This is a genomic window from Collinsella sp. CLA-ER-H11, from assembly GCF_040092445.1.
Taxonomy (GTDB): domain Bacteria; phylum Actinomycetota; class Coriobacteriia; order Coriobacteriales; family Coriobacteriaceae; genus Collinsella.
This window is the reverse complement of sequence record NZ_JBBNLN010000008.1, coordinates 46008-59805: the sequence shown is the minus strand read 5'-3', so window position 1 is coordinate 59805 and position 13798 is coordinate 46008. Positions and strand designations below refer to the sequence as shown.

Annotated in this window: 12 protein-coding genes; 4 read left to right on the top strand and 8 right to left on the bottom strand. The window is 58.3% G+C overall.

Annotated elements, in window-relative coordinates:
- Nucleotides 1-40: 40 nt before the first annotated feature.
- Nucleotides 41-994, top strand: coding sequence for a hypothetical protein (locus AAAX35_RS07035; protein WP_349117176.1), 954 nt, complete (start codon nt 41-43; stop codon nt 992-994).
- A 140-nt stretch (nt 995-1134) separates the two neighbouring features.
- Nucleotides 1135-2442 carry a hypothetical protein gene (locus AAAX35_RS07030; protein ID WP_349117175.1) on the top strand — a complete coding sequence of 436 codons (1308 nt, stop codon included), beginning with the start codon at nt 1135-1137 and terminating at the stop codon, nt 2440-2442.
- 214 nt (nt 2443-2656) lie between these two features.
- Here the strand turns inward: AAAX35_RS07030 and ettA are convergent, their stop codons facing one another.
- The 3 genes from ettA to AAAX35_RS07015 all read right to left on the bottom strand — a co-directional run bounded on the left by ettA (nt 2657) and on the right by AAAX35_RS07015 (nt 5497).
- Nucleotides 2657-4336: an energy-dependent translational throttle protein EttA gene (ettA, locus tag AAAX35_RS07025; RefSeq protein ID WP_349117174.1), complete on the bottom strand. Its 1680-nt coding sequence runs from the start codon at nt 4334-4336 to the stop codon at nt 2657-2659.
- Nucleotides 4337-4521: 185 nt separating this feature from the next.
- A complete protein-coding gene (locus AAAX35_RS07020) occupies nt 4522-5226 on the bottom strand; it encodes an SdpI family protein (protein WP_349117173.1) in 705 nt (234 codons plus the stop codon).
- A complete protein-coding gene (locus tag AAAX35_RS07015; protein WP_022094448.1) occupies nt 5219-5497 on the bottom strand; it encodes an autorepressor SdpR family transcription factor in 279 nt (92 codons plus the stop codon). The genes AAAX35_RS07020 and AAAX35_RS07015 overlap by 8 nt, the downstream gene beginning before the upstream one ends.
- Nucleotides 5498-5957: 460 nt before the next feature.
- Between AAAX35_RS07015 and AAAX35_RS07010 the strand changes: the two genes are divergently transcribed.
- Together AAAX35_RS07010 and AAAX35_RS07005 are read left to right on the top strand one after the other, a co-directional pair.
- The gene (locus AAAX35_RS07010; protein ID WP_055309765.1) at nt 5958-6755 is read left to right on the top strand and encodes a tRNA threonylcarbamoyladenosine dehydratase; all 798 of its coding nucleotides are present in this window, start codon (nt 5958-5960) and stop codon (nt 6753-6755) included.
- 14 nt (nt 6756-6769) lie between these two features.
- Nucleotides 6770-7552, top strand: a complete 783-nt coding sequence (locus AAAX35_RS07005; RefSeq protein ID WP_161155403.1) for a TatD family hydrolase — start codon at nt 6770-6772, stop codon at nt 7550-7552.
- A 279-nt stretch (nt 7553-7831) separates the two neighbouring features.
- On the opposite strand, the gene AAAX35_RS07000 is transcribed toward AAAX35_RS07005, so the two are convergent.
- The 5 genes from AAAX35_RS07000 to AAAX35_RS06980 form a co-directional block, all read right to left on the bottom strand.
- Nucleotides 7832-8695, bottom strand: coding sequence for a PfkB family carbohydrate kinase (locus tag AAAX35_RS07000; protein ID WP_161155405.1), 864 nt, complete (start codon nt 8693-8695; stop codon nt 7832-7834).
- A gap of 14 nt (nt 8696-8709) precedes the next feature.
- The gene (locus tag AAAX35_RS06995) at nt 8710-9678 is read right to left on the bottom strand and encodes an SIS domain-containing protein (RefSeq protein ID WP_022094440.1); all 969 of its coding nucleotides are present in this window, start codon (nt 9676-9678) and stop codon (nt 8710-8712) included.
- Between the two features lie 62 nt (nt 9679-9740).
- Entirely contained in the window at nt 9741-10592 is an 852-nt protein-coding gene (locus tag AAAX35_RS06990; RefSeq protein WP_118449024.1) for a sugar phosphate isomerase/epimerase family protein, read from the bottom strand.
- A gap of 1 nt (nt 10593) precedes the next feature.
- Nucleotides 10594-12177: an amidohydrolase family protein gene (locus AAAX35_RS06985; protein WP_349117172.1), complete on the bottom strand. Its 1584-nt coding sequence runs from the start codon at nt 12175-12177 to the stop codon at nt 10594-10596.
- Between the two features lie 9 nt (nt 12178-12186).
- Complete coding sequence (locus AAAX35_RS06980) at nt 12187-13650, bottom strand: putative basic amino acid antiporter YfcC (RefSeq protein ID WP_195239145.1); 1464 nt, start codon at nt 13648-13650, stop codon at nt 12187-12189.
- Nucleotides 13651-13798 lie beyond the last annotated feature (148 nt).

The following is a 13798-nucleotide window of genomic DNA, read 5'->3' as shown; positions in this document are numbered from 1 at the left end:
CTGAATGAAACGAAGCAGATTTACACCGGGAGGGCCCCGTATGACAACCAAGTACACCGACGCGCCGCGCACGCGCGTCATGACACCGGCCGCGCTCAACAACGGCGTTCACGAAAACCATTCCATCGGACAGACCATGGCCATCGCGCCCAAAAAGGGCCTGTTCGACGACATTTCCATTCCCCAGATCGTCGCCGGCGCCGCAGCCGCCGCCACGAGCGTGGCGCTTGCTTCAAAGATCGGCATTGCCGGCTCGGTGATTGGTGCCGCTGTGAGCTCAGTCATCACTGTTGTGTCCTCGCAGGTCTACCGCCACTTTATCTCTGCCAGCGCCGAAGCAATCAAGGGCACGCATGCCGCTGTCGACTACCCTGCCGGCGCCTACGAGCCCGTTGAGCCCGATGTCGAGGAGCACCTAGGTGGCGCCGCGACCACGCAGGAGATGCGCCAGGTTGCGGGACGCGCGACCACGGCGCGCGTCGCCCCCAACAGCCTGCGCGCCAAGGCGGCAGCCGAGCGCAGCCAGACGCAAAAGAAGGTCATCGTCTTCTCGATCGCCATCGCCATCGTCGCGGTCATCGCCTGCGCCGGCGCCATCCTTATCACCACTGCCGGTGAGGGTCTGGGTGAGCGTCCCGAGCCAATCCTGTCGTCGCGCACGACCGAGAGCGATGCAAATGGCGACACCCAGTCGCAAGATCAGCAGGCACAGGCGGACGACACGCAAGACAGTTCCACCTCTGCCAATTCGTCCTCGAACACCCAAAACCAATCGCAGGGCACCGACTCCTCCACGGCCAACAGTGGCACGCCGTCCGGCACGACCGACTCAAGCCAAACGACTGACGGCTCTCAGCCGAGCACGGGCGACCAGACGAGCGACACCACGTCGGGAACGGGTGCAGCAGACAGTAGCAACACCAACAGCTCGAGCGGAACTGCGTCCGGCACGGCATCTGACAACTCGAGCCAAGGTACGGCATCGGGCAACTAAGCACATTTGCCTCTCATAGATAACCGACCTGTACAACGGGCGCGAATCGAAAGCGGTTCGCGCCCGTTTGCCTTGGGCGCCGCCATGGCGAACGCCATGCGATGGTAAGATGCTTTACATGTGTAAAGAGGAGATTTGCCATGAGCAAGACAATAGTTAGGCCCACGCTTTCGCTGGGCAACCACATCTATCTGTATCGCCTGCTGCGCGATGCGATTGGATGCGGCAAGCAAACGTTTATGACGCAGGTCGAGGAGGCACTCGCCGCTGGCGACATGACCGCTTATGACCTGGGCTTCGAGTCCACGCGCGAGCTGCTCGAGGAGCTCGACGACTGCATTAAGCTGACCGTCTTTAAGGGCGGCCGCCTGTATGCCACCGTCATCGCCAACGAGGCTTGGGATGCCGCCCTTGCCAAGGGCGAGGACAAGCCCAAGGCAGCCAAGGGCGCTAAGCAGTCCTACAAAAAGAAAAAGCGCGGTGAGAAGGACCTCAAGGCCGTGCGTCCCAAGCACGTTAAACGTCCCAAGCCAGAAACCATGGTTGAAGCCGCGCCGGAACCCGAGCCCGAGACAGAGATCGAAGTCGCTATTGAGGTAACGGCAGAAGCCGAAACCGAAATCGCCGCCACGACCGATCCCAAAGTCATATCCGAGCAGGAAGCCACTGTGGAGCTCAATGAAGCGCCCAAGTCGACAACCAAAGAAGCTGCTGACCAACCCGAGACGCCTACGTTCCAAAACAGCGATGTCTTTGGCAACGAGGCCGAGGACGATCAGTCCGACGAGCCCGCAGATCAAGACGCTACCGAGTCGGCGCCGGAGCCCGAGACGCCGCAGCCCGCCATCTCGCTCACGGTCGTCTATGACCCCGAGAACGCCAACGCCGGCATCACCACCATGGCATCCACGCCGGTCGAGACAAAGCCGAGCATCGAGAACGAGAACGCAACGCAGGTTGAGATTGAAACTGCAGCTGCAGACGCGCCCGTCACCGTGAAGCCCGCAGATTCCACAATCAAGCCGGAAACGACGCCGGAGCCCGCACCCGTCATCGAATCCGTGCCCACCTCTGCTTGCGACCAAATTCCCGCACCGGCACCGGCTCCGGCACCCGCAGCGGCCCCAACCCCCGCACCTGCAGCGCCCGCCATCCCCGAGGACTTCCCCGTCGATTTCGCAACCGAGGTCTTCTGCCCCGGCCCGCTTCTGCACCAGTTGTCGACCTATCTCCCCTACGGCGCCGACACGCTCGGCATCATCGGCGAGTACTACTGGATCGCCCGCGAGCTCGGTACCATCGAGGCCGCGCGAAACCGTGCAAGCTTCCCCCTGCACTATACGCAGGCCGGCGAGCGCCACGAAGTCACCGTGCGCATTCGCCGCAACACCACCGGTGGCCTCGGATCCACCTGGGCCATCGATAAAGTCGAAGAACCCGAGCAGTAACGACAAACGGCTCAAATCCAAATCAGGATTTGAGCCGTTTTTATTTGTTGATGTTGCGTAACCAACAGCGAGCGGGCCGCAAGTGCCCCAGGTTGCCGTGAAAGAGGAGCGACGCGTACTTCGGTACGCGAGCGACGGCTTGAACGGCAAGATGGGGTGCTTGCGACCCGCGCAGCGTCGAGCAGTTACGCGGTTTGGAAAACCGCGTAACGATCTAGTCGCGCGTCAGCTTACGGTGGATACGATGCGGCTGGGCCGCGTCCTCGCCCAGGCGCTCGATGCGGTTGGCCTGATAGGCCTCGAAGTTGCCCTCGAACCAATACCAGTTGCCCGGGTTCTCGTCGGTGCCTTCCCACGCCAGAATGTGCGTGGCGACGCGGTCCAGGAACATACGGTCATGGCTAATGACCACCGAGCAGCCCGGGAACTCGAGCAGCGCCGCTTCGAGCGAGGACAGCGTCTCGACGTCGAGGTCGTTCGTAGGCTCGTCGAGGAGCAGCAGGTTGCCGCCCTGCTTGAGCGTGAGCGCCAGGTTCAGACGGTTGCGCTCGCCACCGGAAAGTACGCCAGCGCGCTTCTGCTGGTCCTGGCCCTTAAAGCCAAAGCTCGCCACATAAGCGCGGCTCGGAACCTCGGTCTCGCCGACCATCATGTGGTCCAGGCCGTCCGAGACGACCTCCCATAGGTTCTTATCGGGGTCGATGCCGGAGCGGTTCTGGTCGACATAGGAGATCTTGACGGTCTCGCCCACCTCAAGCTCGCCCGAAGTCAGCGGCTCCAGACCCACAATCGTCTTGAACAGCGTGGTCTTACCGACACCGTTGGGGCCGATGACGCCCACGATGCCGTTGCGCGGCAGGGTGAACGAAAGGTCATCGATGAGCACGCGGCCATCGAACTCCTTGTGCAGATGATGGGCCTCGAGCACCTTGTTGCCCAAACGCGGGCCCACAGGGATGCGGATGTCGGTCCAGTCGAGCTTCTGGCTTGCGCGGGCCTCGGCCTCCATCTCCTCGTAGCGAGCCAGACGGGCCTTGTTCTTGGCCTGACGGGCCTTGGGCGAGCTGCGCACCCACTCGAGCTCGGCCTCCATGCGCTTGGCGAGCTTGGCGTCGCGGTTGCCCTGTGCCTCGATACGGGCGGCCTTGGTCTCCAGATACGTGGAGTAGTTGCCCTTGTAGGGATAAAGGTGACCGCGGTCGACCTCGCAGATCCACTCGGCAACGTTATCCAGGAAGTAGCGATCGTGTGTGACGGCAAGCACCGCGCCCTGGTAGTTGTGCAGGAAGTGCTCGAGCCACAGGATCGACTCGGCGTCCAGGTGGTTCGTGGGCTCGTCGAGCAGCAGCAGGTCGGGAGCCTCGAGCAGCAGCTTGCACAGGGCCACGCGGCGGCGCTCGCCGCCGGAAAGCACGTTGACCGGCATGTCGGAATCGGGCAGCTGCAGGGCGTCCATGGCCTGGCCGAGCTTGGAATCGATATCCCAGCCGTCGGCGGCGTCGATCTCGTCCTGGAGCTTTCCCATCTCAGCCATGAGGGCGTCCATGTCGCAGTCCGGGTCGCACATCTCCTCGCCGATCTTATTGAAGCGATCGACCTTGGCGATTATATCGCCAAACGCCATGCGCACGTTCTCGATAACGGTCTTGTCGTCGTCGAGCGGCGGCTCCTGCTGCAGGATGCCCACGGTGTAGCCGGGGGTGAGCCTGGCATCGCCGTTGGAGACCTCCTCGATGCCGGCCATAATCTTGAGCAGGGTCGACTTGCCCATGCCGTTGGGGCCCACGACGCCGATCTTGGCACCGGGGTAGAAGCTCAGGGTCACGTCGTCAAGGATTACCTTGTCGCCATGGGCCTTACGAGCCTGATACATCTGGTAGATAAACTCCGCCATTTGCCTGTTTTATCCTTTCTACCTGCTGTTTCCCTATTCTTGTTTCGCCTAAGTGGAAACGAAATGGAAAAACCAGCTCTGAAACGTAACGAAAAAGGGGCATGGTTGCCCATACCCCCTAATACTACCTGGGAAAAGTTCCCCCGGAACATACTATGAACTGCGTACGCTAGTTTTCCGCAACCTTAGCGAGCGGCTCGCTGCGATTTGCGCCACAGCAGATACGAGTAGACGTAGACGGCTCCAACCGAACCAAACGCCAGAACCGCAATCACCGCGGCGACGACTTCACTCGAAAGCACGCTGCCTGCCACGCCCATCACAATCAGGCCAAAGCCCAGCACCATAAAGCAGGCGCCGCCAAAACGCTGCGTACGGCGCCAGTTCTCGGGATCGGCAAGCGCCCAGGGTGTCTTGATACCGAGCGTATAGTTCTGCTTCACACGCGGCAAGTAGTTGCCTACGCCGATGAACAGCAAACCGACAACACCGGAAATCAGCACGTTAACCGAACCGACCGCCGGCACCACGCCCCAGACCGTAAGCTCTCCCAGCCAGCTTATGGCGCACATGAACAAGGTGAAGGCGATTACGAAGCCCTGGTAGAACTTGCCCGAGGTTCGATATGCCTCACCTTTGGGGTCGATGCGCGGCACCACGCAGAACATTGCGAGAAGCGCCAGAGGCAGCACGCCGAGCGCGGAGGCCATCCAGCTAGGACCCCAACCGTCGACGGCGCCGTTCGCGCCCCAGTGCGTGGGAATCTGCGCAGGCAAGCTCGGCATCACCATGAGGTGCGCTACGACATTGGCGACGCACAGAGCGACCAGCGCAATCCACACGCGCGACGATACCCCCGTGGGGTGAATGCCCTTGTTTTCGTTATTCATCCTTATCACCTTCCGTGTTTGTAAAACCCATAAACCAGCCAATCAAATCCTGCATGACGGTGGTGTTTAAGCTGTATACGATGTTTTGGCCATGGCGCTCGTCGGTCACCAACCCGGCGTTTTTGAGCGTCGCCAAGTGATGGCTCAGCGACGGCTTACTGATATCGAAATGCTCGGCAAGCTCCCCCGCCGTGCAATTGCCCTCGCGCAGCAACTCCAAAATGCGCCGTCGCGTTGGATCGGCAAGCGCCTTAAAACCCTCTCCCGGCATAAGACCTCCTCTCATCATCTCTCATGACGCGCACACTATACTCGATATTTAGATGTTTGTCTAACTATCTAATACAGGAACATCTATAGAACATTCGTTCGTATTTAGCTACAATGGAAGTTGAAGCAGATGGGCCAGCTCCCTCTACCCGAGAAGGAGATGGACTATGAGTATTGACGATGTCCTGACGTTGTTATTGCTTGTAATCGCGGCTGTGGAGCTCGGCATCCACATTGGAGGTCGAATGAAATAGCCGCCCCCGCGTAATGCGAAGACGGCCACTTCTCACGCTACAAACGTGTTTGGGAGTTGGCCAACCCGCGGCAACGGGTGCCATCTGCTTCATCTTATGCGAATCACTGCCTCATTTCAACAAGCCCCTAGGGCTCAAATGGAATCGCGATAATACCTATAATGACGATAGCTAAAACACGATTCGCTTCCCCATCGGAGGATGTCTATGACCGAAACCACAGCCGCAACCCCCAACGAGACACGCGACACCAAGCTCGAGATCATCATGGGCCGCGAGGCACTCGACAAACTCGCCGCCGCCACGGTGCTGGTGCTCGGCTGCGGAGGTGTGGGCTCCAATTGCTGCGAGGCACTTGTCCGCGGCGGCATTGGTCATTTCGTCATTCTGGATAAGGACATCATCGCGCCCAGCAATATCAATCGCCAGGCCATCGCCTTTCAAAGCACCATCGGCAAGCGCAAGGTCGATGTTATGGAAGCCATGATCCACGACATCAATCCAGCCGCTACCGTCATCAAGCGCACCGAATACCTGTTGAGCGACAATATCGACGAATTTTTCGCGCGCGTTTTGGAGCAGACGGACGGCAAGCTCGACTACGTCGTCGACGCCATCGACACCATCTCGGCCAAGCTCACCATTGCCAAATATGCTCAGGACCACGACATTCGTTTGGTTAGCTCCATGGGCGGGGCCAACAAGCTCCATCCCGAGTGCCTCCGCTTTGCCGACATTTTCGATACGGTACGTGACCCCATGAGCCGCATCATGCGCAAAGAATGCAAGAAGCGCGGAATCAAGAGTCTACATGTACTGTTTAGCTGCGAGGAATCGGTTAAGACACAGCCCCGCGACCCTTCCAATATCCACGAGCGCACCGAGCTCGGAACCGCCAGCTTTATGCCGCCCATCATGGGCCAGATGATTGCCGGCGAGGTTATCCGCCAGATCAGTGGCCGCGGCACCGAGCGCGTGCGCGCCGATGGCCAGCGCTTGGACTAGCGGAGCGCGCCGAGATGGAGCCCCGGTTATTTGATGCACACTGCCATCTTGATTTAATGGCTCACCCGGACGCCGTTGCCGATGAGGCAACGGCGCTGGGCTTGGGTCTATTTGATTGCGGCGTCGATCCACGCGACTTTTCGGCCGCAAACGAGCGCGCTCGTCGCCACCCGGGCATCATCGCCGGCGTTGGGCTTCACCCCTGGTGGCTCGCCGATGGCCACTGCGGTTTTGCCGAAGTCAATCTGCTTTGCGAAGTTGCTGCCCAAGAACGCTACATCGGCGAAGTCGGACTCGACTTTTCCGCGCGCTTTGCTGGAAGTGAGCCGCTACAAATACAGGCACTTAACCGGCTCTGCGATGCGCTCGTGCAGCATCCTCTTACCGGGCGCGTGATATCAATTCACGCCGTTCGTTCGGCAGGAGCCGTACTGGACGTCCTCGAATCGCATGGACTACTCATCCCAAACCCCGACTCCCCCGCTATCATCTTCCACTGGTTTAGCGGCACTTCGGACGAACTCACCCGCGCGCGTAATGCGGGCTGCTATTTTTCCGTCAACGAACGCATGCTCGCGACCAAGCGCTGTCGCGAATACGCACGACAGATTCCACTCGACCGCCTACTGCTCGAGACCGATGCGCCGGCCGAGCCAAACACAGAAACAAGCACGCAGTCGCTCATCAGGTCGCTCACAAGGACCTCAGAACGCATCACCTCGCTCAAAAACTGCGACGCAAAGCGCATCGAGTCGATAGTTTTAACAAATGCGCGCTCTGTTTTTGACCTTCGCTAACCCCTGGTGTGCAAAAAATGCCAAATATGAGTACTGCTACCGGAATGGATACATTTCTTTTAACTTTCCAACCGCCAGAATAATCCTCGATTGTCCGCTAATTAAAGCTTTTACAGTCATTCATCCTGCGTTTTCACAAATCTTAACCCCCTCCAGACGCTCAAATCACGTCTGAAGGGGTTGATTTTGCTGCGACTAAATTAGTCACAGTACTCATATTTGGCATTTTTTGCACACCGGGTCCCGAGGAGGCGCCTGCACCTCCCCGGGACCGCTCGGCTATTCGACGATTGGTGCTCCGTGGCCCCAAGAACCTTCCATGCCGCACACGGTCGAGGCAAACCCGGCAGCAAAGTCGAGCGCGCGCTCGATGGCCTCGGCGCCATCTTCACCACGCTTGGCGGAATCGAGATAGCACATCAAAAACGAGGTAAGGAACGAGTCGCCCGCCCCCATGGTGTCCTTCATGTCCGTTACCGGTTTAGCCAGCTGGCGGTAATAACGATCGCCGTCGTAAGCAATGCAGCCCTCGGCGCCCGCCGTAGCCGACACAAAACGCGGACCCAGGCCCTTCACCCATGCCAGACGCTCGCGAACCTCATCCTCACTCGCAGCATCCGCCGCACTAAAGAAAGCGAAATCGACGTAGGGCGCAATCTGCTCGTAGTACTCGTCGGTAGAGTCGTCCGAAAAGTCAAAAGAGACCGTGACGCCCGCAGCCTTCAACTTGGGCAGCTCGCGCTCGGTAAAGCAATAGTTGCCCGAATGAACCACATCGAACTGCTTCATGTACGAAAGGTCAAAGCGATCGAGGACATAGCGCGCATCGCCACGGATACCGCCCTCGTTGGAGCCAAGGAAGACACGGTCACCGTCAACGACGGTCACGCGAGCCGCTCCGTTCTCGCCAATCATCTGCTCGCACTTGTCAAGCTCGATACCCTCATCCTCGAGGCTTGCAATGACATGCTCGGCAGCGGCATCATTGCCAAAAATGCCCATGTATGCGGAGCGTGCGGCACCGCATTTCTTGGCATAAACGGCGAAGTTCACCGCGTTGCCGCCAGGATACATGGTGTGGATATGCTCGTAGCGGTCGACGACGTTGTCGCCAAATCCGAGCGCGTTAACGTTAAATGCCATGGCCTTTGTCCCTTCTAGTACTCGACGACGCCCATATAGCGGCGGAAATCGGGATCGTGATCAAACACCTTGCCGCGTGCAGCACGCAGCTCGCAGTTCATGGCGTAGAACAGCACCGGGTCCAGATAGGCACGGACGCTCGCCGGCACGGCTTCCATACCGTACTCCTTGGCATCGAGCACCATCAGCGTATCGGTATGCGTCTTAAGGAACGCCAGGGCGCGCTCGTCCATAGCACGGCACTCGCTGGAGCCCATCTGCAGGAAGTAAAATACGCCATCCTGAGTAGCCTCGAAGGGGCCATGGAAGTACTCGGCAGAGTGGATGTAGCTGCAGTGCTGCCACTGCATCTCCATAAGAGAGCAGATAGCGAAACCGTAGGTCTGGCTAAAGTTGGGACCGCTGCCCAGAATATAGAAGAACTCGTGCTCCTGGCAAAGCTTGGCAAAGCGATCGCCCAGCTCGGCATTTACCTTCTCGCGTGCCGGGGGAAGAATCTTATCCATCTCGGCAATACCGGCATACATATCGGCAAGATCGGCGTAGCCCTCCTGCTGATCGAGCAGCTCTGCTGCAAGCGACAGCGAAATGCCAGCGGGGACCTCGGCCTGCGGCACGCCCTCGCCCCATGGGTAGACCCACGTGGTCCACTTGCCGGAGTCGATCTTGGATCCAGCGTTGTCGGTCTGGGCGATCACCGTAGCGCCGGCAGCAAGGGCAATCTCGCAGCCCTCGACGACCTCCGGGGTGTTGCCACTATGGCTACAAGCGATGACCAGGGACTTCTCGCCCAGACGACGCGGACGCATAATGTCGAATTCACGCGCGGTATAGATATACGAAGTGAAGGTGGTTGCCTCGCGCTGCAGAAGCTCATGAGCCGGGATCAAATCGATCATGGAGCCACCGCAAGCAATCCAGTAGACGCTGTCGAACTTGCCCTTCTCGGCAATTGCCTCTTTGATCAGATCGTGTGCGTTCATATCCAGTTCCTTTCTTGTTTGACCCGCAATCAATGACGTTGGTTGCGTAGCCGATGGTTGTTTTAGTCAATCAGATATTTCTCGAATGCGGCCATGTTCTTGGCATCTGCCGCCGCCGGGTCATCGTAGTAACGACCGTCCGTGATTTCCTGGCCCAGCATGCCGTCGAAACCATGGGCGTTGAGTGTGGCGACGAAGGCGTCCATATCGTGCTTGCCATCGCCCCACACCAGATGGCCATACGGGTCACCGTCGATAAAGTGCATCTCGTGAATTGCCCCATCACCAAAGGCGGCAAACCAGTCCTCGAGCGTCTCGCCTGCAACACCCATCGCGGTTGTATCAACCATGGGCTGTAAGTACGGACTCGCGACCTCGTCAATCATGCGCTTCGCATCGGAAACCGTCGTCACAAGGTTGCTCTCCTCGGGACGCAGGCTTTCCATCGTAAGCACCAGACCGTGCTCGCCGGCATACTCCGCCAGAATGGACAAGTGCTCGCGGCTGCGCTTCCAGGCTTCCTCGCGGTCCTCGTCCCAGTCGCCCCAGCCCGAGTTGACGGACATGCGGTCGCACCCAAGTACCTCGGCAAGCTCAATGCCGTGCTTAAAGTACGCCAAGCTGCGCTGTTCATGCAGCGGTTTGCGTGCGCAGTACTGCCAAGGATAGACAACATTCTCGGGACACAGAGTACGATACCTAAGCCCACGGTCTGCAGCCTTTTTCGCCAGGACCTCAGCTTCAAAGTAGCCCGTGTGGTCGAGCGTCACATGCGGCTCCGCACACCACAGCTCAATGGACTCAAAGCCCAAACGCTGCTGCACATCAAGGAAGTAATCGAGCGACCACATGATGTAGTGGATATTCATGCCCGCAATCTGTTCGCGGTGCAGCGTCGGTTTGGATTCAGACATCTTATGCCTCCTTATTTCGATCGAACACGATTTGTCCGTCCGACATCGTCATGTCAACCGCAAGATCGCGTGCGTCGCGATAATCGAGGTCGAACACATCCCGATCGAGCACGCAGATATCGGCAAGCTTGCCAACCTCAAGCGTACCCAGCTCGTCTTCGCGCATCAGATCGTACGCGCCCCCGGCAGTCCAAGCGCGCAAGAGCTCGACAAGCGTCAGCGTGTTGACCTCATTCACGGGCAGTCCGTCGGCGAAGAATCCGCCGCACGCACTGTAGATTGACTCGCCCAGGCTCGGAATCAGCAGCGGCAGATCCGTGCCGCAGCACACTGTGCATCCGGAATCTTCCATGCCGCGGCGATTCCAGCTGTGCAAAAGTCGCGTCTCGCCAATTTGTCGACGCATCATCGACAGGCAATCCTCACGCCGGTCCAGCGTCAGAATCTGCGGATAGACCTCGCAAATTCCACCTAACTTGCCAAACTCGACAAGATCGGTCGGGTCAGAGTTCTCGAGATCGGTAATCGCATGGCGGCGAAGCAACCGTCCATGCTCGTCTCGAGGCAGCGAGGCATAGAGCGCCACGGTGCGACGAACGGCGCCATCGCCCTGGCAATGCAAGGAATATCGGAAGCCGTCAGCATCAATTGCACGCAGCTCGTCCTCAATCAGATCCCACTCTGGCTCCTCGACGACCGTCTTGCCGGCAGCGCCCGCATCGGCCGAGTCCTCATAGGGGTCTATCATCTCGGCAAGCCCCGCCCATACGCCGCGATCGGTCATACGGTTGAAGCCAGAAAAACGAACGAACGGTCCCCGGAAGCGCTCTCGTGCCTCGCGGGCATATGCCAGATTTGCACCGGCACCCACCGGCTGCGACATCATAGAGACGCGAACCGTCAGCTCACCAGATTCCTCACGGCGAGCCATTTCGTCGGCAAAGCCGTAGTAGTCATCAAACGCCATTTCCTTGATGGCGGTAACGCCGCGCTCGTTAAGCATGCTCATGTAGTCCGAATACCCGGCACGCACCTCGGGCAGCGCGAGGAAATCGCTCATCATGCGCCAGATCTTCTCGGCATAGCACGCCTGGGGTGTAAAGCCGTATCGCGCACTGGCGGCAGCATTGAGAACGCAGGTCTCCGCACCCGGTGTAAAGCAGACGACAGGGATATCGCCAAAACAATCGTCAAACACAGCTGCCGTATTTGCGTTCTCGGCATCCGATGCCAACGTTTCGGGTAGGTTGTGGCCAAAAGCCGCCGCGCAATCCGGATGATCTTCTTTCCATGCACGCAAGAGCGACACAGCCTCTTTGGCATCAGCGATGCCGGACAGATCAGACCCCAACGTCCGCAGCGCCCAACCTGTATAGAAGGTATGCACATCGATCAGGCCGGGCATGACAGTGCGGTCGCCCAGGTCAACTACCTCGTCCGCCTGGGTCAAATACGAAGCTACCTCACACTTGGTGCCAACAGCCTCAATTCGATTGCCACGGACCGCTACGAAACCTTCAAACGGCAGGTCCCCCGTACCGGTAAAGACGCTCTTAGACGTCAGGACCGTCAAACGATCAGACATCACAACCACCTACACCGGAAGCATGCCAGAGATTGCCGTTACGATCACGCCAAAGACGACCATGAAAATGAAGAACTTCCAAATGGTCTTCCACCATTGGCCAAACGAAATCCTAGCCACGGCAAGACCGGCGACCGTCATGCCCGCCACGGGGCTGATGGTGTTGATGGTCTGGTTGGCAAACTGGAGCGCGGTGACGGCTGCCTCGGGATTGAGGCCCATGAGCTCGGTCAGAGGGCCCATAACGGGCATGGTGAGCGCCGCCAGGCCAGAACTCGAGGGAACCAGCAAAGAGAGCAGGCCAAGGACGATATACATAAACGTGGTGTAGACGGCGGCGGGTGCACCGGCAAGCGCGGTAGCGAGCGCCTGGAGGATGGTGTCGATGATCATGCCGCCCTCGGCGATGACCAGAATACCGCGAGCGATACCGATAACGATGGCAGCGTACGCAAAGTCGGCAAGACCCTTAACGAACTCCTCTGCGATCGTCTGCTGGTCAAGGCCGCCCAGGATACCGGCAAGCAAGCCCATGCCAAGGAACACAGCGGAAATCTCATTCATGTACCAGCCCTGGGTAACAAGACCCCAGACGATAATGCCCATACCGCAAGCAAAATCGATAAGCACGAGCTTCTGACGAATAGTGAACTCTTCCTCGATGGAGGCATCGGTCACGGAAAACTCAATACGCTTGAGCTTATCGTCCTCGTACACAATGGACGACTCGGGGTTTTTCTTGACGCGCATGGCGTAGCGCATGGCCCATGCGATACCGACGGCAGTGAAGATGACCCAAGAAACGGCGCGCAGCCACAGTTGCGGATTGCCCTCGATGCCAATGATGCCTTGGGCGATCAAAACATTAAACGGGTCGATGGTCGAAGCACAATATCCCAGGTTAGGACCAAGGAAGCAGATGATGAATGCCGTCATCGAGTCATAACCGATACCCATCATGATGGGAATGAAGATGGCATAGAACGGCAGGGCTTCCTCAGACATACCAAACGTAGTGCCGCAAATGGACAGCAACGTCATCGTGATGGGAATGATGAGGATGTCCTTGTTCTTGAGCTTTTTAATCACACGGCTCATGCCGGCATTCAAAGCGTTGGTCTTGGTGATGATTGCGAACGATCCGCCAATCAATAAGACGAACGCAACGACGTCGGCAGCCTCCTGGATGCCCTTGGTGGGCGCTTGCAGGACCGCGAAGATATCCTGGCCCAGATTGATGGTCTCGCCGGTCTCGGAATCGGTGTAGTTCTTATCGACCTGTTCATAGGTTCCAGCAACGGCGACTTCACGCTCGCCCGCTGCTGTCGAAATCGTTTTGCGCTGATACTGACCAGAGGGAACGATCCAAGTCAGGACCGCAAAGACAACGATCAGCAAGAACATGATCGTATAGACATGCGGTAATTTGAACTTAAAACGTCTGTTTGTCTTCTTCGCCTTCGTATCTGACATAGATACCTCCAAAGAACTCGAGACTGCATCGCATCTCGCTTCAACGTTTGCACAATGCAAACGTTCTATGACGTCCCATAGATTACCAGCAGCTTTTTCCTTCATCAAGATAATTTCAAACTGATTGCCGCAACGCGGTTGAACGGTT

What these genes read in the sequence shown, in the direction of transcription:
- AAAX35_RS07035 (WP_349117176.1), top strand. Translation starts at nt 41, where the DNA reads ATGACAACCAAGTACACCGACGCGCCGCGCACGCGCGTCATGACACCG.
- AAAX35_RS07030 (WP_349117175.1), top strand. Translation starts at nt 1,135, where the DNA reads ATGAGCAAGACAATAGTTAGGCCCACGCTTTCGCTGGGCAACCACATC.
- ettA (WP_349117174.1), bottom strand. Translation starts at nt 4,336, where the DNA reads ATGGCGGAGTTTATCTACCAGATGTATCAGGCTCGTAAGGCCCATGGC.
- AAAX35_RS07020 (WP_349117173.1), bottom strand. Translation starts at nt 5,226, where the DNA reads ATGAATAACGAAAACAAGGGCATTCACCCCACGGGGGTATCGTCGCGC.
- AAAX35_RS07015 (WP_022094448.1), bottom strand. Translation starts at nt 5,497, where the DNA reads ATGCCGGGAGAGGGTTTTAAGGCGCTTGCCGATCCAACGCGACGGCGC.
- AAAX35_RS07010 (WP_055309765.1), top strand. Translation starts at nt 5,958, where the DNA reads ATGACCGAAACCACAGCCGCAACCCCCAACGAGACACGCGACACCAAG.
- AAAX35_RS07005 (WP_161155403.1), top strand. Translation starts at nt 6,770, where the DNA reads ATGGAGCCCCGGTTATTTGATGCACACTGCCATCTTGATTTAATGGCT.
- AAAX35_RS07000 (WP_161155405.1), bottom strand. Translation starts at nt 8,695, where the DNA reads ATGGCATTTAACGTTAACGCGCTCGGATTTGGCGACAACGTCGTCGAC.
- AAAX35_RS06995 (WP_022094440.1), bottom strand. Translation starts at nt 9,678, where the DNA reads ATGAACGCACACGATCTGATCAAAGAGGCAATTGCCGAGAAGGGCAAG.
- AAAX35_RS06990 (WP_118449024.1), bottom strand. Translation starts at nt 10,592, where the DNA reads ATGTCTGAATCCAAACCGACGCTGCACCGCGAACAGATTGCGGGCATG.
- AAAX35_RS06985 (WP_349117172.1), bottom strand. Translation starts at nt 12,177, where the DNA reads ATGTCTGATCGTTTGACGGTCCTGACGTCTAAGAGCGTCTTTACCGGT.
- AAAX35_RS06980 (WP_195239145.1), bottom strand. Translation starts at nt 13,650, where the DNA reads ATGTCAGATACGAAGGCGAAGAAGACAAACAGACGTTTTAAGTTCAAA.